The sequence below is a fragment of the Pseudomonas sp. GW821-FHT11G12 genome (assembly GCF_058808055.1).
On record NZ_JBXARH010000002.1, the window covers coordinates 309,518 to 327,366 of the forward strand.

The 17,849-nt window shown below is 61.9% G+C and carries 18 protein-coding genes and 1 pseudogene; 4 read left to right on the plus strand and 15 right to left on the minus strand.

All coding sequences use genetic code 11. The features are described 5' to 3' along the window. Nucleotides 1-8: 8 nt before the first annotated feature. The 5 genes from recG to exbB all read right to left on the minus strand — a co-directional run bounded on the left by recG (nt 9) and on the right by exbB (nt 5,339). The gene (gene recG / locus AC1RR7_RS09100) at nt 9-2,084 is read right to left on the minus strand and encodes an ATP-dependent DNA helicase RecG (RefSeq protein ID WP_493157174.1); all 2,076 of its coding nucleotides are present in this window, start codon (nt 2,082-2,084) and stop codon (nt 9-11) included. Between the two features lie 9 nt (nt 2,085-2,093). Continuing rightward, nucleotides 2,094-3,023, minus strand: a complete 930-nt coding sequence (locus tag AC1RR7_RS09105) for a hydrogen peroxide-inducible genes activator (RefSeq protein WP_007954418.1) — start codon at nt 3,021-3,023, stop codon at nt 2,094-2,096. A 175-nt stretch (nt 3,024-3,198) separates the two neighbouring features. Then, nucleotides 3,199-3,945 (minus strand): energy transducer TonB family protein, encoded by a 747-nt coding sequence (locus AC1RR7_RS09110; RefSeq protein ID WP_096817268.1) that lies wholly within the window; start codon nt 3,943-3,945, stop codon nt 3,199-3,201. Further along, a complete protein-coding gene (exbD, locus tag AC1RR7_RS09115; protein ID WP_096817269.1) occupies nt 3,942-4,370 on the minus strand; it encodes a TonB system transport protein ExbD in 429 nt (142 codons plus the stop codon). Before exbD ends, AC1RR7_RS09110 begins: the two co-directional genes overlap by 4 nt. Before the next feature lie 6 nt (nt 4,371-4,376). Further along, on the minus strand, nt 4,377-5,339 hold the full coding sequence (gene exbB, locus AC1RR7_RS09120) for a tonB-system energizer ExbB (protein WP_493157176.1): 963 nt from the start codon (nt 5,337-5,339) through the stop codon (nt 4,377-4,379). A gap of 188 nt (nt 5,340-5,527) precedes the next feature. Here exbB and AC1RR7_RS09125 point away from each other — a divergent pair, with 188 nt between their 5' ends. Continuing rightward, entirely contained in the window at nt 5,528-6,385 is an 858-nt protein-coding gene (locus AC1RR7_RS09125; RefSeq protein WP_493157178.1) for an SDR family oxidoreductase, read from the plus strand. 67 nt (nt 6,386-6,452) lie between these two features. On the opposite strand, the gene AC1RR7_RS09130 is transcribed toward AC1RR7_RS09125, so the two are convergent. The 6 genes from AC1RR7_RS09130 to AC1RR7_RS09155 all read right to left on the minus strand — a co-directional run bounded on the left by AC1RR7_RS09130 (nt 6,453) and on the right by AC1RR7_RS09155 (nt 11,763). Next, nucleotides 6,453-7,193 (minus strand): putative periplasmic lipoprotein, encoded by a 741-nt coding sequence (locus AC1RR7_RS09130; protein ID WP_096817275.1) that lies wholly within the window; start codon nt 7,191-7,193, stop codon nt 6,453-6,455. A gap of 73 nt (nt 7,194-7,266) precedes the next feature. After that, complete coding sequence (locus AC1RR7_RS09135) at nt 7,267-7,647, minus strand: RidA family protein (protein WP_003229509.1); 381 nt, start codon at nt 7,645-7,647, stop codon at nt 7,267-7,269. Between the two features lie 24 nt (nt 7,648-7,671). After that, on the minus strand, nt 7,672-9,777 hold the full coding sequence (spoT, locus tag AC1RR7_RS09140) for a bifunctional GTP diphosphokinase/guanosine-3',5'-bis pyrophosphate 3'-pyrophosphohydrolase (RefSeq protein WP_007954439.1): 2,106 nt from the start codon (nt 9,775-9,777) through the stop codon (nt 7,672-7,674). A gap of 57 nt (nt 9,778-9,834) precedes the next feature. Then, nucleotides 9,835-10,098, minus strand: coding sequence for a DNA-directed RNA polymerase subunit omega (rpoZ, locus tag AC1RR7_RS09145; RefSeq protein ID WP_003229503.1), 264 nt, complete (start codon nt 10,096-10,098; stop codon nt 9,835-9,837). A 168-nt stretch (nt 10,099-10,266) separates the two neighbouring features. Then, the gene (gene gmk / locus AC1RR7_RS09150) at nt 10,267-10,887 is read right to left on the minus strand and encodes a guanylate kinase (RefSeq protein ID WP_003229498.1); all 621 of its coding nucleotides are present in this window, start codon (nt 10,885-10,887) and stop codon (nt 10,267-10,269) included. A gap of 12 nt (nt 10,888-10,899) precedes the next feature. After that, nucleotides 10,900-11,763 (minus strand): YicC/YloC family endoribonuclease, encoded by an 864-nt coding sequence (locus tag AC1RR7_RS09155; protein WP_007954440.1) that lies wholly within the window; start codon nt 11,761-11,763, stop codon nt 10,900-10,902. A 268-nt stretch (nt 11,764-12,031) separates the two neighbouring features. Here AC1RR7_RS09155 and rph point away from each other — a divergent pair, with 268 nt between their 5' ends. Beyond that, nucleotides 12,032-12,754: a ribonuclease PH gene (gene rph, locus AC1RR7_RS09160; RefSeq protein ID WP_085731379.1), complete on the plus strand. Its 723-nt coding sequence runs from the start codon at nt 12,032-12,034 to the stop codon at nt 12,752-12,754. 28 nt (nt 12,755-12,782) lie between these two features. Continuing rightward, a complete protein-coding gene (locus tag AC1RR7_RS09165; protein WP_096817279.1) occupies nt 12,783-13,151 on the plus strand; it encodes a DUF4870 domain-containing protein in 369 nt (122 codons plus the stop codon). A 93-nt stretch (nt 13,152-13,244) separates the two neighbouring features. On the opposite strand, the gene crc is transcribed toward AC1RR7_RS09165, so the two are convergent. Continuing rightward, a complete protein-coding gene (gene crc / locus AC1RR7_RS09170; RefSeq protein WP_007920349.1) occupies nt 13,245-14,024 on the minus strand; it encodes a catabolite repression control protein Crc in 780 nt (259 codons plus the stop codon). An 82-nt stretch (nt 14,025-14,106) separates the two neighbouring features. Between crc and pyrE the strand changes: the two genes are divergently transcribed. Beyond that, on the plus strand, nt 14,107-14,751 hold the full coding sequence (pyrE, locus tag AC1RR7_RS09175; protein ID WP_011336558.1) for an orotate phosphoribosyltransferase: 645 nt from the start codon (nt 14,107-14,109) through the stop codon (nt 14,749-14,751). A gap of 70 nt (nt 14,752-14,821) precedes the next feature. Here pyrE and argB read toward each other — a convergent pair whose 3' ends face one another. The 3 genes and pseudogenes from argB to dut all read right to left on the minus strand — a co-directional run bounded on the left by argB (nt 14,822) and on the right by dut (nt 17,847). Beyond that, a complete protein-coding gene (gene argB, locus AC1RR7_RS09180; RefSeq protein WP_003229488.1) occupies nt 14,822-15,727 on the minus strand; it encodes an acetylglutamate kinase in 906 nt (301 codons plus the stop codon). A 24-nt stretch (nt 15,728-15,751) separates the two neighbouring features. Then, nucleotides 15,752-17,155, minus strand: a pseudogene (locus AC1RR7_RS09185) (phosphomannomutase/phosphoglucomutase); the annotation flags it as partial. 236 nt (nt 17,156-17,391) lie between these two features. Then, nucleotides 17,392-17,847 carry a dUTP diphosphatase gene (dut, locus tag AC1RR7_RS09190; RefSeq protein ID WP_096817283.1) on the minus strand — a complete coding sequence of 152 codons (456 nt, stop codon included), beginning with the start codon at nt 17,845-17,847 and terminating at the stop codon, nt 17,392-17,394. Between the last annotated feature and the right edge of the window lie 2 nt (nt 17,848-17,849).

Sequence of the window (17,849 nt, forward strand, 5' to 3'; positions counted from 1 at the left end):
GACGGTGCTCACACTTGGCCGTATTGCTGCCCGTGTCGCAGCCATCGGTCGAGCAGCGGGCTGACGTGGGTGGGCCAGCGTTCGAGCAATGCCTGGGCGGCATCGCGCACGGCGGGCAGCAGATCGGCGTCGCGCATCAGGTCGGCGACCTTGAATTGCAGCAGACCGGTCTGGCGGGTGCCGAGCATTTCGCCGGGGCCGCGCAGTTCGAGGTCTTTTTCGGCGATGACGAAACCGTCGTTGGTCTCGCGCATGATGCCCAGGCGCTGGCGGCCGATCTGTGACAGCGGCGGATGGTAGAGCAGCACGCAATGGCTGACCGCGCTGCCCCGGCCGACGCGGCCGCGCAACTGGTGCAGCTGCGCGAGGCCCAGGCGCTCGGGGTTTTCGATGATCATCAGGCTGGCGTTGGGTACGTCGACGCCGACTTCGATCACGGTGGTGGCGACCAGCAGTTGCAGGTTGCCGGCCTTGAATTCGGCCATGACGGCGGCTTTCTCGGCGGGTTTCATGCGGCCGTGGATCAGCCCGACCTTCAGCTCGCCAAGGGCGGCGGTCAGGTCTTCGAAGGTGGTTTCGGCGGCCTGGCAGGTCAGCTCTTCGGACTCTTCAATCAGTGTGCACACCCAATAGGCCTGACGGCCCTCGGCGCAGGCGCTGCGCACCCGTTCGATGACTTCGACGCGGCGGGTATCGGTGACCAGCACGGTGTTGACCGGGGTTCGACCGGGCGGCAGTTCGTCGAGGATCGAGGTGTCGAGGTCGGCGTAGGCGCTCATCGCCAGCGTCCGGGGAATCGGCGTGGCGGTCATGATCAATTGATGCGGGCACATGCGCCCGCCGACGCCTTTCTGCCGCAACGCCAGACGTTGCTGCACGCCGAAGCGGTGTTGTTCGTCGATGATCACCAGCGCGAGGTTCTTGAACTGCACTTCGTCCTGGAACAGCGCGTGGGTGCCGACCACCATTGGCGTGCCGCTGGCGATCTGCTCCAGCGCGGCGACGCGGTTCTTGCCCTTGAGCTTGCCGGCCAGCCACGCCACGTCGATGCCCAGCGGTTCGAGCCAGCGCTTGAAGGTGATGAAGTGCTGCTCGGCGAGGATCTCGGTCGGCGCCATCAGTGCGACCTGATAACCCGCCTCCAGTGCTTGCAGCGCGGCGAGGGCGGCGACCACGGTTTTGCCGGCGCCAACGTCGCCCTGAATCAGCCGCAGCATTGGTTCGTGCTGGCTGAGGTCGTAGGCGATTTCGTTGCCGACCCGCTGCTGGGCGCCGGTCGGGTTGAAGCCGAGGTTGGCCAGGTATTTCGGAGGCAGCTTCGTGGCTTTCGGCATCGACGGTGCGCGCAGGGAGCGCATGCTTTCGCGCAGGCGCTGCTGGGACAGTTGATGGGTCAGCAGCTCTTCGAAGGCCAGGCGATGCTGGGCCCAGTGATGGCCGAGGGCGAGTTCATCGACGTCGGCATCGGCGGGCGGATTGTGCAGGTAGCGGATTGCGTCGGCCAGCGGCGCCAGTTGGTAATCGCGGGCCAGTTCAGTCGGCAGCCAGTCGGGCAGGGTGGCCGGCTTGAGCAGGGTCAGCGTCTGCATGCACAACTGGCGCAGACGGGCCTGGGTCAGGCCTTCGGTCAGCGGGTAGACCGGGGTCAGGGTTTCATCCACCGGCGGCGGTTCGTCGCCGTTGATGGCGCGGTATTCCGGGTGGTAGATCTCCAGCCCCGAGGCGCCGGGCCGGGCTTCGCCGTAGCAGCGAATCCGCGTGCCGCGCTTGAGGCCTTCTTTCTGCGCGTTGCTGAAGTGGTAGAAGCGCAGGCTCAAGCCGCCGGTGCCGTCCTGCAAGCGCACGACGAGGCTGCGGCGCCGGCCCATGACCACGTCGGCACCGCTGACGGTGCCTTCGACCACGGCGTCCTGCCCCGGCCGCAACGCGCCGATCGGCACCACGCGGGTACGATCCTGATAACGCAGCGGCAGGTGGAACAGTACGTCCTGAAGGTTTTCCAGACCGACCTTGGCCAGTTTCTCGGCCATGGCCTCACCGACACCCTTGAGTGCGGTGACCGACACCTGCGACAGCTCCGTCATGACGCTGGCTTAACCGGCCGTGACCGGCGCGGCGGGTTTGGCGACCGAGCACAGGCGAATGGAGTCGGCGAGGATCTCGATGGCTTTCGGCCGCGGGAAGCTCGCGCGCCAGGCGATGGCCACGGTGCGGAACGGCACTGGTGCCGACAGTGGACGCACTTCGATCACGCCCGGAGCGTAGTGATGGCTGTCTACCGCCGACAGCGGCAGGATCGAGATGCCCAGGCCGGACGCGACCATGTGGCGAATGGTTTCCAGCGAGCTGGATTCGACCGTGGTGTGCTTGGCGCCGTCGTTGCCCTTGGTCAGGGTCGGGCAGGCTTCCAGCACTTGATCGCGGAAGCAGTGGCCTTCGCCGAGCAGCAGCAGGCTCTTGTCGTTGAGCAGCGCGGCGTCGATGGATTCTTTCTGGGTCCACGGGTGCTGGGCCGGCATCAGGACGTAGAACGGCTCGTCGTAGAGTTGCAGGGTCAGCACGTCGGCTTCGTTGAACGGCAGGGCGATGATGATCGCGTCCAGTTCGCCGTTGCGCAGTTTGTCGCGCAGCACGTGGGTGAAGTTTTCTTCGATGTACAACGGCATCTGCGGGGCGACCCGGTGCAGTTGTGGAATCAGATGCGGGAACAGGTACGGGCCGACGGTGTAGATCGCGCCGACTTTCAGCGGGGCGGTCAGCTGGTTCTTGCCGGCCTGGGCCAGTTCGCGGATGCCTTGGGCCTGCTCCAGTACTTTCTGCGCCTGGGCGACGATGCCTTCGCCGACCGGGGTCAGGCGCACGGCGCTTTTGCTGCGCTCGAAAATCAGCACACCGAGTTCGTCTTCAAGCTTTTTCACGCCCACCGACAGGGTCGGCTGGCTGACGTGGCAACGCTCGGCCGCGTGGCCGAAATGCTGCTCTTGGGCGAGGGTAACGATGTAGCGTAATTCTGTGAGGGTCATAGCAAGCGTCCATGAAGATGCGGGCCAAGCATACCGGCTGCAATCGATAGACGCACGTTATCAGACTGAGTGATGAATGCGACACCGGGCAATGCCGGTTTGCCGTTTGCAGATATGAGAAAGGCACCTTTCGGTGCCTTTCTGGCGGGATCGAGCCGTGTTCTGCCAGTGCAGATCACCGGCGACGTTCCAGCGAGTAAACAAACGGCGCAACAATTTCGATCGAGCCATTGGTCAACATGTCGGCCGGTGGCTTGGGCAGCGGTTGAGCGCGGCGGATCATGTCCAGGGTAGCCCGGTCCAGATCAGCGTTACCAGAACGGCCCACCAGTTCGAACGACAGCACGTTGCCTTCGGCATCGACCACGAAACGCAGCCGGTTCAAGCCTTCCTTGCCCCGTGCCTGTGCGCTTTGCGGGTACTTCTTGTACTTCTGCAAATGCGCGAGCAGGGTGCCTTGCCAACTGGCCTTGGCCGCCAGTTGTGCTGGCGACGGGCCCGGTGCCGGCTGGGCGGATTTCTCCGTCGGCGCCTGGGTCTGCTGAGTTTCTGCCGGTTTTTCCTCGGAAGGTTTTTCCTTCACAGGCTCCGGTTTCTTCTCAACCGGTTTTGGCGGTTGCGGTTTCGGCTTGGGCTTCACCGGCTTGGGCACAGCAATTTCTGCCTTGGGGGCTTCGGCCAGTTTCGGGATCGGCAGTTCTTCGACCGGAGCCGGTGGCTGCGGTGGCGTGACGACTTTCGGCGGTGCAGGCGGTGGCGGGGCCGGAACCGGTGCCAGCTCGACCATCATTGCCTGGGGCGGCAGTTCGATGGGCGGGCGGGCGGTCCAGTTCAGCGCCAGCGCGATGGCCAGCGCATGAACGCCCAGCACCACGGCCAGGCTACCGCTGTAACGCGTCAGCTTATGGCGCGTCGTGATCATTTCTTGACTGCGCTCTCGAGTCCGACCAAGCCGACCTTCAGGTAACCGGCGGCGCGCAGGTTGTCCATCACGCTCATCAGGTCGCCGTAGTCCACGCCTTTGTCGGCCTGGAAGAAGATCGTCGTGTCTTTCTTGCCTTTGGTCCGGGCGTCGAGGGTGGCGCCGAGGGCTTCGGCCTTCACTTCGTCTTCGCCGAGGAACAGGCGCTGGTCAGCTTTCACGCTGAGGAACACCGGTTTCTCTGGCCGTGGCGCCGGTTTGGCGGTCGAGGCAGGCAGGTCAACCTTGATGTCCACGGTGGCCAACGGAGCGGCCACCATGAAGATGATCAACAGCACCAGCATCACGTCGATGAACGGCGTGACGTTGATTTCGTGGTTCTCGGCCAGATCGTCGTCTGCGCCTTCTTTCAAATGCAGGCCCATGGCCGATTACCCCACTTTCACCATGTGCGGTTGCGAGCTGCTGCGCTCAGGCTGGTGGTCGAGGTCGCGGCTGACCAGCAGCAGGACTTCTGCCGACGCATCGGACACCTGAGCCTTGTAACCGGCGATGGAGCGGGCGAACACGTTGTAGATCACCACCGCCGGAATTGCAGCGACCAGACCCAGTGCGGTGGCCAGCAGCGCTTCAGCGATGCCCGGGGCCACGACGGCGAGGTTGGTGGTCTGGGTTTTGGCGATGCCGATGAAGCTGTTCATGATGCCCCACACGGTGCCGAACAGACCGACGAACGGTGCGGTGGAGCCGATGGTGGCGAGTACGCCGGTGCCGCTGCTCATGTTGCGGCCACAGGCAGCCACCAGGCGCTCAAGGCGGAAGCTCACGCGTTCCTTGATGCCTTCTTTCTCGCGGGCGTTGGTCGACAGGCGCATCTCTTCGAGGGCGTCATGAACCAGCAGGTTGGCGAGGGTGCCTTCCTTCGCTGCAGTGGCGCTGGCTTCTTTAAGGGTGGTGGCTTTTTTCAGGGCGGCGATTTCGCCACGCAGGCGACGCTTGGCGCCCATCAGCTCAAGGCCCTTGGCGATCCAGATGGTCCAGGTGATGATCGAAGCGATGGCCAGGCCGATCATCACGATTTTCACGATGATATCGGCGTTCTGGTACATGCCCCATGGCGAGAGGTCGTGGGCCATGCCCAGGGTGTTATCGGCTTCGAGGACTTCAGGTGCGTCTTCGGCGCTGGCGTCCACGGCTTGAACCGGGTCGGTCGCGGCTGGCGCTGCGGCAGGGGCGGCCGGTGCAGTCTGTTCGTGGGTGGCTGGAGTGGCTGGCGCCTGAGCGTCAGCGAAAGCGGCGGTTGGCGCCAGCATCAGGCTGAGGAGCAGGGCAGCCACCGCGCTCCAGGCGCGAGGTCGGTTGGTTGGCGAAGCGGGGATTTGATTGCGTGTCATGCTGGCCGGACCTGAGATAGAAAAACGGTGATGCTCTTCCAGGCCTCGTGAGGCCGAGAACAAAAGTGGCGTGCATTATTGCAAGTAATTCTTGTTAACAAAAGTAATAGAGTTGCTTTTTTTCCTTCATTGCTAGCCGCTCGTCCCCTGCCAAGGCTAGTCTGTCGCTTTCCGATGGGAGATTTTTGATGTCCGCGCCCTCTGTTTTGATCGCCGGTTGCGGTGATGTCGGCAGCCGTCTGGCAAAGCAATTACTGGCTGCCGGTTTTCAGGTGTATGGCCTGCGCCGGGATGTTTCACGTTTGCCGGAAGGCGTTATCGGTGTGGCCGGTGACTTGTTCAATGAAGATTGCCCCGAGACCTGGCCGGTCGGCGCCGTGGATTACCTGGTGTATTGCGCGGCTGCGACCGAGCACGATGAAGCCGGTTATCGCGCGGCTTATGTGCAGGGTTTGCAGCATGTGCTGGAGTGGTTGAACGACTACGGCCAGGTGCCAGACCGGCTGCTGTTTGTCTCCAGCAGCAGTGTTTATGGACAGCAGGACGGTGAGTGGGTGGATGAAACCTCTGCGACCGTCGCTGCCGGGTATTCCGGTCGGTTGATGCTGGAAGCCGAGCAGGTTGCGCTCAGCAGCGGCATTCCGGCGAGTATCGTGCGTCTGACCGGCATTTACGGCCCGGGCCGTGAATGGCTGCTGACCCAGGTGCGTCGTGGCTATCGCGTGGCGGTCGATCCGCCACTGTATGGCAATCGCATTCATGCCGATGACGCGGCGGGGTTGCTGGCGTTTCTGCTGGAGGCGGATCGCAAGGGTGTGGCGCTGGATGACATCTACATCGGCGTGGACGATACGCCGGCACCGCTGGCCGAGGTGGTGGCGTGGCTGCGCGAGTATCTGGGTGTCACCGAATGGTCGGAAGACGAGAGCGTGCGTCGAACCGGCAGCAAGCGTTGCAGCAATGCCCGGGCGAAAGCGTTGGGCTGGGTACCGACGTATGCGAGTTATCGCGAGGGATATGCCGCGATTCTTGAAGGTCGCTGCTGACTTCCTTCCGGACGTAAAAAAGGCGGGAGCAATGGTTTGCTTCCGCCTTTTTTGTTTCAAGCGCAGATCACTGCTTCTCGAGCAACCACTTGCGTTCGCCGGGGCTGAACTGCGGTTGTTCGTCCGCCAGTGCCGTGTTCACGGCCTGCAGGATTTCCAGTTCCTTGCCCTTGCGCACAAAGATCCAGTTATTGCCCTGACCGTTCTGCTGCAGCCACATACTGTCGTTGCCGCTGCTCATCGATGCGCAGTCGCCCGCCAGACACAAGGCATAACGGTCGGCACCGGGCAGGCCGGAGACTTGCCCGTCAGCCTGGAATTGCACGGTGGCGCCTTCGCCCTGGCCGCTGGCGATCTTCCAGTTGCCACCCAGATAAGCTGCGTAGAGTGCGCGCTCGAAGCTGGCACCGATCGGTGCGCCTTCCGGCACGGGGATCTGGGCACGGTCGAAGAGCTGCTGTGGTTCGTTTTCGCTGGCGGCCTGGTGCAACTGGCCACCGTCGCGCTTCAGCTCGCTGCCGGAGCTGCCGTAGAAATCGACTTTCCAGGCGCCGGACTGTTCGCCCAGCAGCCGTCCTTCGACGTTCTCAAAACCGTTAGTGAAGCGGGCCTGACTGGCCTTGGTGTTGATGTCCCATTCCAGGTTCGGGCCGTAGGCCTGAAGCGCTTCGCGCAGGGGGCCGCCCTTGGCGGCGGCATCGATGGCGACCTGGTTGATCCAGGTGCCGCTGATGTCACGGTCGGCAGGGTTGCTGGCGCAACCGCCGAGGAAAATGGCGAGCAGCGAGAGAGCAAGCGCTTTGCGCATGGTGGAATCCTTTCAAAACCTTTTCTTTACCGCAGAGCAGTCGGCGCGACCTTGAAGGGCCGCGCCGTGCGCATTACTCGATGACCAGAATGGCATCCATTTCAACCTGCGAACCCTTTGGCAGGGCAGCAACGCCGATGGCGGCGCGCGCTGGGTACGGCTGGTCGAAGTACTTGCCCATGATCTCGTTGACCTTGGCGAAGTGGCTCAGGTCGGTGAGGAAGATGTTCAGCTTGACGATGTCCTTGAACGAACCGCCGGCAGCTTCGGCCACGGCTTTCAGGTTCTCGAACACCTGGACGGTCTGGGCTTCGAAGCCTTCGACCAGTTCCATGGTTTTCGGGTCCAGCGGGATCTGGCCCGACATGTAGACAGTGTTGCCAGCCTTGATCGCCTGGGAGTAAGTGCCGATGGCGGCCGGGGCCTTGTCGCTGGTGATAACGGTCTTGGTCATGTATGACTCCTTGTAATGTTTGAGTTATGCACGCATGCGGGTGATGCGGATCACCCCGGTCAGGGCGCGCAGTTTCTTGATCACGCGGGCCAGGTGCACACGGTCGTGGACGCTGACCACCAGTTGGACGACGCTGATGCGGCCATCGCGTTCGTCCATGCTGATTTTCTCGATATTGCCGTCGGCCGCGTTGACGCTGCTGGCCAGCAGGGCGATCAGGCCGCGCTGGTGCTCCAGTTCGACGCGCAGTTCGACGTTGAATTCGCCGGTGACATCCTTGGCCCACGAGAGCTGGATGCATTTTTCCGGGTTGTGGCGGATCTCGCTGATGTTGCGGCAGTTGTCCAGGTGCACGACCATGCCTTTGCCCGCCGACAGGTGACCGACAATCGGGTCGCCCGGGATCGGCGTGCAGCATTTGGCGTAACTGAGCACCAGGCCTTCGGTGCCGCGAATCGCCAGCGGACCTTCCGGGCTTGGCAATTGTTCGCCTTCGCCGAGCAGTCGGCGCGCCACGACGTAGGCCATGCGGTTGCCCAGGCCGATGTCTTCAAGCAAATCTTCGATCAGTTCGAGGCGGTACTCGGTGAGCATCGCCTTCACGCGTTCGGCCGGAATCTGTTCCAGCGCGCTGTCGAAGCCGTTGAGCACCTTGTTCAACAGGCGTTCGCCGAGGCTGATGGACTCGGAGCGGCGTTGCAGTTTCAGCGCATGGCGGATGTGGGTCCGCGCCTTGCCGGTGACCACGAAATTGAGCCACGCCGGGTTCGGCCGCGCGCCGGGGGCGCTGACGATCTCGACCGTGGAGCCGCTTTGCAGCGGTTCGGACAGCGGCGCGAGACGACGGTTGATCCGGCAGGCGATGCAGCTGTTGCCGACGTCGGTGTGCACCGCGTAGGCAAAGTCGACCGCCGTGGAGCCTTTGGGCAGCTCCATGATCCGGCCTTTGGGCGTGAACACGTAGACCTCGTCCGGGAACAGGTCGATCTTCACGCTCTCGATGAATTCCAGCGAGTTGCCGGCACGCTGCTGCATTTCCAGCACGCCCTTGACCCACTGACGGGCCCGGGCATGGGTGCCTTTTGGCTGTTCGTCACCACTGGATTTGTACAGCCAGTGGGCGGCGATGCCGTTATTGGCCATCTCTTCCATTTCGCGGGTGCGGATCTGGATCTCGATCGGTACACCGTGCATGCCGAACAGCGTGGTGTGCAGCGACTGATAGCCGTTGGCCTTGGGGATCGCGATGTAATCCTTGAAGCGCCCCGGCAACGGTTTGTACAAATTATGCACAGCGCCCAGCACGCGGTAGCAGGTATCGACCTTGTCGACGATGATCCGGAACGCGTAGACGTCCATGATTTCGTTGAAGGCCCGACGCTTGCCGCGCATTTTCTTGTAGATGCCGTAGAGGTGTTTCTGGCGACCGCTGACTTCACCCTGGATGCCGTCGATGGCGAGGCAGTGGCCAAGGGACTCTTCGATCTTGTTGACGATTTCCTTGCGGTTGCCCCGGGCGCGTTTGACCGCCTGGTAGATCCGCGCGGAACGCATCGGGTGCATGGCCTTGAAACCGAGGTCTTCGAACTCGATGCGGATCGCGTGCATGCCCAGCCGGTTGGCGATGGGAGCATAGATCTCGAGGGTTTCCTTGGCGATGCGCCGGCGTTTTTCGCCGGACAGCACTTCCAGCGTGCGCATGTTGTGCAGGCGGTCGGCGAGCTTGACCAGGATCACGCGAATGTCGCGCGCCATGGCCATGGCCATTTTCTGGAAGTTTTCAGCTTGGGCTTCGGCCTTGGTCTCGAAGTTCATCTGGGTCAGTTTGCTGACCCCGTCGACCAGTTCGGCCACGGTTTCACCGAATTGCGCTTGCAGCGCTTCTTTGGCGATACCGGTGTCTTCGATCACGTCATGCAGCATCGCGGCCATCAGGCTCTGATGGTCCATGTGCATGTCGGCAAGAATATTTGCCACGGCAAGAGGATGCGTGACGTACGCCTCGCCACTGCGGCGGCGTTGGCCGTCGTGGGCTTGTTCGGCGTAGAAATACGCTCGGCGGACCAGGTTGACCTGGTCGTTGCCGAGGTAGGTCGATAAGCGATCGGCGAGGGCGTCTATGCTCGGCATGATAACTCCTGCCGTAGGCTGTGATCCCGCGCCGTGCTACGTCGACCAGGCATAGGCTTAGACGGCCTCGTTGGACTCGTCCTCGAACGCAGCGAAGACCGGGTCTTCGTGGACGATTTCCTGCTCGGCGATGAACTCGTAGCTCATCAGGCCTTCAGCGATTTCACGCAGCGCAACTACGGTCGGTTTGTCGTTTTCCCACTGTACCAGGGGCTCTTTGCCGCCGGTGGCCAGTTGACGGGCACGCTTGGTAGAGAGCATGACCAGCTCAAAGCGGTTTTCCACGTGTTCTAGGCAGTCTTCAACGGTTACGCGGGCCATGGTATTCCTCGGAGCGAATGCAATATGCGCGCTGCCCGGTTGGGCGAGCGGACTCAACAGTTTAAAAAATCACCAGCGATTAGGGAAGCGCTGATTTTTTGACCAGACTCTTCAACGCGCTGCAAGCACCAATGTAAAGCCCTTGCAGCGGTTTTGGGAAGTGCTGTTTCAGCCCAGCAATTCAGCCAGCAATTTGCCGAAACGCACTTGTTGGCGTTTCTGTTGCAGCTGATTGGCACGGAAAATCGCTTTCAGATCGTCCAGCGCGTGGGCGAAATCGTCGTTGATGATCAAGTAGTCGTACTCGACGTAGTGGCTCATCTCGCTGACCGCTTCACGCATCCGGCCGTCGATGATCTCGTCGCTGTCCTGGCCGCGGTTGGTCAGGCGCTGGTGCAGGGCCTGCAGCGATGGCGGCAGGATGAAGATCGAACGGGCCTGCGGCATCAGCTTGCGCACTTGCTCGGCGCCTTGCCAGTCGATTTCCAGAATCAGGTCGTGGCCTTCGTCCAGGGTCTGCTGCAGTCGGCTTTGCGAGGTGCCGTAGAAGTTGCCGAAGACTTCGGCGCGTTCGAGGAAATCGCCGTGCTCGCCCATCTTCACGAACTCTTCGCGGGTTACGAAGTGATAGTTCACGCCGTCCACTTCGCCCGGGCGCATGGCGCGGGTGGTGTGGGAAATCGAGACGCGGATTTCCGGGTTGGCGTCGGTCAGGGCCTTGACCAGGCTGCTCTTGCCCGCGCCCGAAGGGGCGGAAATGATGTACAGGGTGCCGGTGCTGTGGGTCATGTCGGGGTAGCCTTACTCAATATTCTGCACTTGTTCGCGCATCTGCTCGATCAACACTTTGAGGTTGACCGCCGCCTGGGTGCTGCGCGGGTCGAAGGCTTTGGAGCCCAGTGTGTTGGCTTCGCGGTTGAGTTCCTGCATCAGGAAGTCCAGGCGCCGACCGGCGGCACCGCCGGATTTCAGCACCCGGCGAACTTCGATGATGTGGGTGCTCAGGCGATCCAGCTCTTCGGCCACGTCGCTCTTTTGCGCGAGCATGACCATTTCCTGTTCCAGGCGCTGCGGGTCCATCTCGGCCTTCATGTCGGCGAAGCGGTCGAGGACTTTCTGGCGCTGGGTGGCGAGCATCTGCGGAACCAGTTCGCGCAGGGTCACCACATCTTCCTCGATGGAAGTCAGACGATCGTTGATCAGGCGTGCCAGCTCCGCGCCTTCGCGCTCGCGGCCGGCCTTGAGATCTTTCAGGCCTTGATTGAACAGGGCCAGCGCCTCGGCGTTCAACGCCTGCGGGTCGGTGGCGTCGGCGACCAGTACGCCGGGCCAGGCCAGCACTTCCAGCGGGTTCAGCGCGGCCGGGTTCTTGATCAGGCCGGCGACGGTTTCAGCGGCAGCGACCAGTTGCGCAGCGCGCTCGCGGTCCACTTGCAGCGGCTTGCCGGTGCTTTCTTCGGTGAAGCGCAGGGTGCATTCCAGTTTGCCGCGCGACAGGCCCTGGCGCAGGGCTTCGCGGACGGCGCCTTCGAGGTCGCGGAACGACTCCGGCAGGCGCAGATGGGGTTCCAGGTAGCGGCTGTTGACCGAGCGCAGTTCCCAGCTCAGGGTGCCCTGAACGCCGGCTTTCTCGACGCGGGCGAAGGCGGTCATGCTGTGCACCATGGCGGTGACCTCGCGATACAGATCGGCGCGGATTGAAGCTCCGCAGCTCGATATCAATGAATTTAAGCCGACTGGCAGCAAAGGCGCAGGATTGTAGCGCAGTGCGGCAGATGCGCCCAAACACACGGTGTGACAAAGGGCTGCAGGCCGTCGGCGAAGTGCGTTTCAGGGCCCTTGATCGACGGCCGGAATTTTTAAGCAGTGCCCAGGCGCGGTGCGCAGCTCTATAATGCTCCGCAGTTTTCCGTCCCCAGTACAGGTATCTCCTATGAAACGTCCAAGTGGTCGCGCTGCCGATCAGCTCCGCTCGATCCGCATTACCCGCAACTACACCAAGCACGCCGAAGGATCGGTACTGGTCGAATTCGGTGATACCAAAGTCATCTGCACCGTCAGCGTCGAAAACGGCGTACCGCGTTTCCTCAAAGGCCAGGGTCAGGGCTGGCTGACCGCCGAGTACGGCATGCTGCCGCGCGCCACCGGCGAGCGTAACCAGCGTGAAGCGAGCCGTGGCAAGCAGGGCGGCCGCACCCTGGAAATCCAGCGTCTGATCGGCCGTTCCCTGCGCGCCGCGCTGGACATGTCCAAGCTGGGCGACGTCACCCTGTACGTCGATTGCGACGTGATCCAGGCTGACGGCGGCACCCGTACCGCGTCGATCACCGGCGCGATGGTTGCACTGGTCGATGCCTTGAAAGTGATCAAGAAGCGCGGCGGCCTGAAGGGCGGCGACCCGCTCAAGCAAATGATCGGTGCGGTCTCCGTGGGCATGTACCAGGGCGAGCCGGTGCTGGACCTGGACTATCTTGAAGATTCCGCCGCCGAGACCGACCTCAACGTGGTCATGACCAGCACCGGTGGTTTCATCGAAGTGCAGGGCACCGCCGAAGGCGCGCCGTTCCAGCCTGAAGAGCTGAACGCGATGCTGGAGCTGGCCAAGAAAGGCATGAACGAGATCTTCGAACTGCAAACGGCCGCACTGGCCGACTGAGACGGTTCGTACCCACAAGGAAGACGCGATGAGTGATGAGCAAGAGTTACTGCCCAAGCCGAGCCAGGAGGTTCGCCAATGGGCGATGTTCTGTCACTTGTCCGGCTTGCTGGGGATCTGGTTTCCATTTGGCAGTTTGATCGGGCCGCTGATCCTCTGGCAGATGAAGCGTGAGAAGGACTCGTTTATTGATGCGCAGGGTAAGGAAGCGCTGAATTTTCAGATCACGATGACCATTGCTACGCTCATTGGCGTGGGGCTGACGGTAGTGCTTATTGGGTATCTGCTGATTATCCCGGTGGTCATTTGCTCGTTTGTGCTGCCGATTATTGCTGGGGTGAAGGCTAACAACGGATTCCCTTACCGCTATCCGTTCACTTGGCGATTGCTCAAATAACGATCAACTCGAGTCCCCTGCATAAAAGCAAAAATCAGCGCCCACAAAAAAGCCGACAGCGATGTCGGCTTTTTTGCATCCACGAATCGACGCTTAGATGGTCAGCGTCCAGTCGTAGTCGACGATCAGCGGCGCGTGCTGCGAGAACCGTGGCTGACGCGGCAGGCGTGCACTGCGCACGAAGCGCCGCAGGCCCGGGGTCAGGATCTGGTAGTCGAAGCGCCAGCCCAGATTCAGCATCTCGGCCTGTTCGTTGTCCGGCCACCAGCTGTACTGGTCGCCTTCGCGGCTGACTTCGCGCAGGGCATCTACGTAGCCCATGTTGCCGACAATCTCGTCCATCCAGGCGCGTTCTGGCGCCAGGAAACCCGGAGATTGCTGGCTGTCGCGCCAGTTCTTGATGTCGAGCTTCTGCTGCGCGACGTACAGCGAGCCACAATAAATGTACTCGCGACGTTTGCGCCGCTGTTTGTCCAGGTACTTGCCGAAGTCGTCCATGAGCTTGAACTTCTGGTTCAAGTCCTCATCGCCGTTCATCCCCGAAGGAAGCAGCAAGGTGGCAATACTGACTTTGTCGAAATCTGCTTGCAGGTAGCGCCCGTAGCGGTCGGCCGTCTCGAAACCGAGACCGCTGATGACAGCCTTCGGTTGCAACCGCGAGTACAAAGCCACGCCACCTTGGGCGGGAACTTCTGCGTCGCAGGCATAAAGGAAGTAGCCATCCAGTTGGAAGGCTGGGTCGTCCAGTTCAAAGGCGGAGGCACGGGTGTCCTGCAGGCAGATGACGTCGGCATTCTGTGCCTGCAGCCAACTGAGCAAACCTCGCTCGACTGCAGCCTGAATACCATTGACGTTCACACTGATGATCCGCATAAATGGCCCCAAAAATCGCGTGCGTGTATGATACACGGCGTCAAGCTAATTAGCTAAATCCGTGGTATTTGGGGTTTTTTTCATGCAAGCGTATCAGCGCGATTTCATTCGTTTTGCCATCGATCGCGGCGTTTTGCGCTTCGGTGAGTTCACCCTGAAGTCCGGGCGCACCAGTCCTTACTTCTTCAATGCCGGCCTGTTCAACTCGGGCTCCGCGCTGGCGCAGCTGGGTCGTTTCTACGCCGCAGCCATCGCCGAGAGCGGAATTCCGTTCGACGTGCTGTTTGGCCCGGCCTACAAAGGCATCCCGCTGGCGGCAACCACTGCCGTGGCGCTGGCCGAGCACCATAACCGCGATTTGCCATGGTGCTTCAACCGCAAGGAAGCCAAGGCCCACGGCGAAGGCGGCAGCCTGGTCGGCGCGCCGTTGACCGGCGACGTGCTGATCATCGACGACGTGATCACCGCCGGCACCGCGATCCGTGAAGTGATGCAGATCATCGCTTCCCAGGACGGCGCCAAGGCTGCCGGCGTGCTGATCGCCCTGAACCGTCAGGAGCGCGGCAACGGTGAGCTGTCGGCCATTCAGGAAGTCGAACGTGATTTCGGCATCCCGGTCATCAGCATCGTGTCGCTGAACCAGGTGCTGGAATTCCTGGCTGACGACCCGCAGCTCAAGCAGCACCTGCCAGCCGTTGAAGCCTATCGCGCCCAGTTCGGCGTCTGATCGCTTCTTCCGGGCAAAAAAAGACCCCGCTCAGCCTGGCTGAGCGGGGTCTTTTTGTTTGCGCTACCGCTTACGGACGCTTGCGATTGCTGATCAGCGTGCCCACTCCGGTGTCGGTGAAGATTTCCAGCAGGATCGCGTTCGGCACGCGGCCGTCGATGATCAGCGAGCTGCCCACGCCACCCTGAACCGCTTCCAGTGCACAGCGGATCTTCGGCAGCATGCCGCCGTAGATGGTGCCGTCGGCGATCAGGTCGTCGACCTGTTGGGTGCTCAGGCCGGTCAGCACGGTGCCCGACTTGTCCATCAGGCCGGCGATGTTGGTCAGCAGCATCAGCTTCTCGGCTTTCAGCGCTTCGGCGACTTTACCGGCCACCAAGTCAGCGTTGATGTTGTACGACTCGCCGTTCTCACCCACGCCGATCGGCGCGATCACCGGGATGAAGTTGCCTTTGACCAGCAGGTTCAGCAGTTCGGTGTTGATCCCGACCACTTCGCCCACCTGGCCGATGTCGATGATTTCCGGTTGGGTCATCTCCGGGGTCTGGCGGGTGACGGTGAGCTTCTTGGCGCGAATCAGCCCCGCATCTTTACCGGTCAGGCCGATGGCGCTGCCGCCGTGACGGTTGATCAGGTTGACGATGCTTTTGTTGACCTGACCGCCGAGGACCATTTCCACCACGTCCATGGTCGCCGCGTCGGTCACGCGCATGCCGTCGACGAAGTGGCTTTCGATCGACAGGCGCTTGAGCAGATCACCGATCTGCGGGCCGCCGCCGTGAACCACGACCGGGTTGATCCCCACGGCTTTCATCAAGACGATGTCGCGGGCGAAGCCGGTTTTCAGCTCCTCGCTTTCCATCGCGTTGCCGCCGTATTTGATCACCAGGGTCTTGCCGACATAACGTCGGATGTAAGGCAGCGCTTCGGACAGGACCTGGGCGGTGTGGGCGGCGGCTTCGCGTTCGAGGGTCATTCAGGGCTCCGGGTGAATCAGAAATCAGAACGGTAGTTGGAGATCAGGTGCAACGCGTTTCAGTTGGGCATGGAACACAGCCTTGATGCGCTGCAATTCAGCCTCGTCATCGGCCTCGAAACGCAGCACCAGCACCGGTGTGGTGTTGGAGGCGCGCACCAGGCCCCAGCCTTTGGCGTAATCGACCCGCACGCCGTCAATGGTGGTCAGGTCGGCGCCTGGGCCCCACTGTGCATCGTGCAGTGCATCAATGATGCTGAATTTGCTCTCTTCGGTCACATGGATATTGATTTCCGGCGTGGAAATATCGTTCGGGAAGGTCGCGAACAGCGTTTCCGCGTCGGATTTTTCCTTGCTGAGGATTTCCAGCAGCCGTGCGGCGCTGTAAATGCCGTCGTCGAAACCGAACCAGCGTTCCTTGAAGAAGATGTGCCCGCTCATTTCACCGGCCAGCAACGCGCCGGTCTGTTTCATTTTCTTTTTGATCAACGAGTGACCGGTCTTCCACATTAGCGACTGGCCGCCATATTCCTTGATCAGCGGGATCAGGCGACGGGTGCATTTGACGTCGAAGATGATTTCCGCGCCCGGGTTGCGGGCCAGCACGTCGCGGGCAAACAGCATCAGCAGGCGGTCCGGGAACACGATGGTGCCGGTGTTGGTCACCACGCCGACGCGGTCGCCGTCACCGTCGAAGGCCAGGCCGATGTCAGCCTTGGTTTCCTTGACCTTGGCGATCAGGTCGACAAGGTTTTCAGGCTTGCCCGGGTCCGGGTGGTGGTTCGGGAAGTTGCCGTCGACTTCGCAGAACAGCGGGATGACTTCGCAGTTCAGCGCTTCGATCAGTTGCGGGGCGATCACGCCGGCCGCGCCGTTGCCGCAGTCGACCACGACTTTCAGGCGCCGGGCCAGTTTGATGTCCTGGACGATTTCGGTGGTGTAGCGGTCGAGGATCTCGACCTGGGTCACGCTGCCCTGGCCGCTGCTCAGGTTGCCGGTCTTGATACGCTCGTGCAGAACCTGGATCTGTTCGTTGGCGAGGGTGTCGCCGGCGATCACGATCTTGAAGCCGTTGTAGTTCGACGGATTGTGGCTGCCGGTAAGCATCACGCCGGATTTGCCGGCCAGCACGTTGGCGGCGTAATACAGCGCCGGGGTCGGCACCAGGCCGACGTCGCTGACGTGACAGCCGCTTTCGGCGATGCCGCGAATCAGCGCGGCAACCAGTTCGGGACCGGACAGGCGGCCGTCACGGCCAACGGACACGTTCGGTTCACCCTGGGCCAGGCTCTGGGAGCCAATGGCGCGGCCGATCCAGTAGGCGGTTTCGGCATTGAGGAATTCCGGCACGGTGCCGCGAATGTCATAGGCGCGGAAGATGCTGTCGGGAAGCTTCGGGGCGACTTGGGCGGGGGTGCTCATCTGCGGAAATGCTCCATCTCGAAAGTGGCGGGACACGCCGACGAATCATCTCGGCGGCTGGCTCAAACTGAAGGGTATGACGGCGGTTTTCACAGAGAGTTCGTGGTGTGAAAGGGCCATGACGCCTTGTCCGGCGTGGCTTTGGCCTGCCAATGCCTTGATTTTCGGTGCTAAACCTTGCAGATGACATTTTGAAATTCGTGGCGAGAAACACGCCCTCGCCACGACAGATTTCTAGCCGATCACTTGGTGCCGGAGTGGCCGAAACCGCCAGCGCCGCGCTCGGTTTCGACGAACTCTTCAACCATTTCGAAGTGCGCCTGCACCACCGGCACCAGCACCAGTTGCGCCAGACGCTCGCCGACCGGCATGGTGAATTCGGTCTGGCCACGGTTCCAGCAGGAGACCATCAGCGGGCCCTGGTAATCGGAGTCGATCAGACCGACCAGATTGCCCAGCACGATGCCGTGCTTATGGCCCATGCCCGAGCGCGGCAGGATCAGTGCGGCGAGGTTCGGGTCGCCGATGTACACCGACAGACCGGTAGGGATCAGCACGGTTTCACCCGGCTTGATCACGATTTCCTCTTGCAGCATGGCGCGCAGGTCGAGGCCGGCGGAGCCTGGCGTGGCGTATTGCGGCAGCGGGAACTCGGTACCGATGCGTGGGTCGAGGATCTTGGCTTGCAAAGCGTGCATGT

Excerpts from the sequence above, each read along its gene's own strand:
- exbB (WP_493157176.1), bottom strand. The coding sequence starts at position 5,339 with ATGACACGCAATCAAATCCCCGCTTCGCCAACCAACCGACCTCGCGCC.
- recG (WP_493157174.1), bottom strand. The coding sequence starts at position 2,084 with ATGACGGAGCTGTCGCAGGTGTCGGTCACCGCACTCAAGGGTGTCGGT.
- AC1RR7_RS09135 (WP_003229509.1), bottom strand. The coding sequence starts at position 7,647 with ATGACCAAGACCGTTATCACCAGCGACAAGGCCCCGGCCGCCATCGGC.
- rpoZ (WP_003229503.1), bottom strand. The coding sequence starts at position 10,098 with ATGGCCCGCGTAACCGTTGAAGACTGCCTAGAACACGTGGAAAACCGC.
- AC1RR7_RS09110 (WP_096817268.1), bottom strand. The coding sequence starts at position 3,945 with ATGATCACGACGCGCCATAAGCTGACGCGTTACAGCGGTAGCCTGGCC.
- gmk (WP_003229498.1), bottom strand. The coding sequence starts at position 10,887 with ATGACCCACAGCACCGGCACCCTGTACATCATTTCCGCCCCTTCGGGC.
- pyrE (WP_011336558.1), top strand. The coding sequence starts at position 14,107 with ATGCAAGCGTATCAGCGCGATTTCATTCGTTTTGCCATCGATCGCGGC.
- rph (WP_085731379.1), top strand. The coding sequence starts at position 12,032 with ATGAAACGTCCAAGTGGTCGCGCTGCCGATCAGCTCCGCTCGATCCGC.
- dut (WP_096817283.1), bottom strand. The coding sequence starts at position 17,847 with ATGCACGCTTTGCAAGCCAAGATCCTCGACCCACGCATCGGTACCGAG.
- exbD (WP_096817269.1), bottom strand. The coding sequence starts at position 4,370 with ATGGGCCTGCATTTGAAAGAAGGCGCAGACGACGATCTGGCCGAGAAC.
- spoT (WP_007954439.1), bottom strand. The coding sequence starts at position 9,777 with ATGCCGAGCATAGACGCCCTCGCCGATCGCTTATCGACCTACCTCGGC.
- AC1RR7_RS09125 (WP_493157178.1), top strand. The coding sequence starts at position 5,528 with ATGTCCGCGCCCTCTGTTTTGATCGCCGGTTGCGGTGATGTCGGCAGC.
- AC1RR7_RS09130 (WP_096817275.1), bottom strand. The coding sequence starts at position 7,193 with ATGCGCAAAGCGCTTGCTCTCTCGCTGCTCGCCATTTTCCTCGGCGGT.
- argB (WP_003229488.1), bottom strand. The coding sequence starts at position 15,727 with ATGACCCTCGAACGCGAAGCCGCCGCCCACACCGCCCAGGTCCTGTCC.
- AC1RR7_RS09165 (WP_096817279.1), top strand. The coding sequence starts at position 12,783 with ATGAGTGATGAGCAAGAGTTACTGCCCAAGCCGAGCCAGGAGGTTCGC.
- AC1RR7_RS09155 (WP_007954440.1), bottom strand. The coding sequence starts at position 11,763 with ATGGTGCACAGCATGACCGCCTTCGCCCGCGTCGAGAAAGCCGGCGTT.
- crc (WP_007920349.1), bottom strand. The coding sequence starts at position 14,024 with ATGCGGATCATCAGTGTGAACGTCAATGGTATTCAGGCTGCAGTCGAG.
- AC1RR7_RS09105 (WP_007954418.1), bottom strand. The coding sequence starts at position 3,023 with ATGACCCTCACAGAATTACGCTACATCGTTACCCTCGCCCAAGAGCAG.